At 59.9% G+C, this 2,243-nt stretch carries 1 protein-coding gene and 2 pseudogenes; all 3 read right to left on the reverse strand.

Annotation, left to right across the window (positions count from 1 at the left end; all coding sequences use genetic code 11):
- Positions 1-322: 322 nt before the first annotated feature.
- Positions 323-1,327 (reverse strand): annotated as a pseudogene (locus AC07FD_RS09045) (IS110 family RNA-guided transposase); the annotation flags it as partial.
- Positions 1,221-1,967: an IS66 family transposase gene (locus AC07FD_RS09050; RefSeq protein WP_478349559.1), complete on the reverse strand. Its 747-nt coding sequence runs from the start codon at positions 1,965-1,967 to the stop codon at positions 1,221-1,223. The pseudogene AC07FD_RS09045 and the gene AC07FD_RS09050, both read right to left, overlap by 107 nt.
- 71 nt (positions 1,968-2,038) lie before the next feature.
- Positions 2,039-2,236 (reverse strand): annotated as a pseudogene (locus AC07FD_RS09055) (IS66 family transposase); the annotation flags it as partial.
- Positions 2,237-2,243: the final 7 nt, after the last annotated feature.

Raw genomic sequence — 2,243 nt, forward strand, 5'->3', positions numbered from 1 at the left:
GTCTTGGCGGCCATCCAGGCCTCGAGCGCCTCGTCCGACAGCGCCATGTCATCGATCGCGCTCATGCCGCCAAGGAGAGCGGCATCTCTTCGCGGCGCCCCCAGTTCCATATGTGGACGGCTCCCGCTTGCAAGTGTTTTTTACAGATATTTTTGATCGGATCGCTTGCTTCCATATGTGCGGCCTTTGTGTGTGGTCGCACATGACCACTGGCCAAGATGGTTTCCGCAACGCATGTTCCTAACACGGCAACGACCTTGAAAGGCCAATGGAACTGACGGAGTATCACGCGTCTTGGATCGATCGATCGCTCCTCTGTCCGCCGATACGCCTCGCCGCTCACCATGAGCTTCCACGCAATACGGGCGATCTTGTTGGCGAGCGCCACCGCAACCAGCTTTGGTTTCTTCCTTTGCAGTAGTTCGGTGAGCCATCGGGAAGCATGCCTGCTTCGACCTGCTCTGACGTGCTGAAGAAGAGCAGTCGCGCCAACCACCAATATGCTCCTCAGCATTTCGTCGCCAGCACGTGTGATCACCCCCAGTCTGACCTTGCCTGCAGTCGAATGGTCTTTGGGCGTGAGGCCTATCCAAGCGGCAAAATCGCGACCCGACTTGAACGTTCGGGGATCTGGGGTCTTCATCATCAAAAGCGATGCGCCGACCGGCCCGACACCCGGAATTTCGGCCAGGCGCCTGCTGCATTCATTGGAGCGGTGCAACGTGGTCAGTTTTTCCTCGACGGCTTTCGTTTCAGCCAGCAAATCTCGATATTCAATGCCATGCATGACAAAAAGCTCGCGGGCCAATTCAGGCAGGGATTGATCCGCCGCAATCCGCTCCAACAACGGTTCGATGCGGCACATGCCCGTGGCCGCGACGATGCCGAACTCCATGGCAAAACCGCGAATGGCATTGGCGAGCTGTGTCCGATTGCGAATGAGTCTCTCTCGCACACCGACCAGCATTAACGCCGCCTGCTGGTCCGCGGTCTTCACCGGCACGAAGCGCATCGTCGGTCGGCTCATCGCCTCACACAAAGCTTCCGCGTCCGCCGCGTCGTTCTTGCCGCGTTTCACATAAGGTTTCGCCAACTGAGGCGCTATCAATTTCACCTCATGACCGAACGAACTTAACAGCCTCGCCCAATGATGAGAGCCTCCACAGGCTTCGAGTGCGATAGTAGTCGGCGGCGTTTTCCCGAAGAATTTCACCATCTCCCTACGCGAAAGCTTCTTGCGAAGGACTGGTTGCTCGACTGCGTTCACGCCATGCAATTGGAAAACGCTCTTTGACGTATCCATGCCAATTCTGATAATCTCTTCCACGGACGGTCTCCCTCGATTGAGCTTTCAACGAACTCATTCTGGCACATTGCGATGCCGTTGGGAGCCGTCCACCCCAACACGGCATCAGCTCGTCCCAGCGCGAGGCTGGCCAGTCGTTCTGGATGCGCTCGGTGACATCGGCCATGTAGGCTTCGGCATCAACCCCGCAGAGCTTGCAGGTCTCGATGATGCTGAGCACGACCGCGGACCGCTCTGCCGCGGCGAAGCTGCCCGAGAAAAGCCAATTGCGCCTGCCGACCGTAAATCCACGAATGGCGCGCTCCGCGATCAGGTTGTCGGGCTCGAGCTGGCCATCGTGGAGGAAGCGGTTGAACGCGCGCCATCGCCTGGCGCCATAGGCGAAGGCCTTCGCGATATCGGCATGGCGCGACAAACCGTTGCCCTGCTTCATGAGCTGTCGTCGCAGCGCCCGGACCAGTGGTCGGGTCCGGCTTCGTCGTGCGGCCAATCGCTCGGCGGGTGGGAGCCCCCGTATCTCTTCCTCGATCCGGTAGATCGCCTGGATACCGGCCATCGCCGTCGTGCTGAGTTCGGTCGGCTGGCTGTCGTGAACGTCGAATATCTTGCGACGCAGATGGGCCAGGCAGGCAGCTTCTCGAATGGCGCCGCCCTTGTAGATCTGGTTATAGCCGCTGAAAAACCGTCAGCCTGGAGCGTGCCGGCAAATCCGGCGAGCTCGGTCATCACGCTCTCGCCAGCGCGTCCCATGGTGGCGCGATACCAGGCGATCGGCGGCTCCTGCGAACCCGAGTTGCGGTCGTCGGCGACGTAAACCCAGAGCGCGCCTTTGTGCGTCTTGCCGGTGCCGGGCGCCAGGATCGGAAGCCGCGTGTCGTCGGTGTGAATCTTGGTGCGGGTACGGCCGATCTCGCGGATGCGATTGTAGATCGGATCG

Source organism: Mesorhizobium waitakense (genome assembly GCF_056431085.1).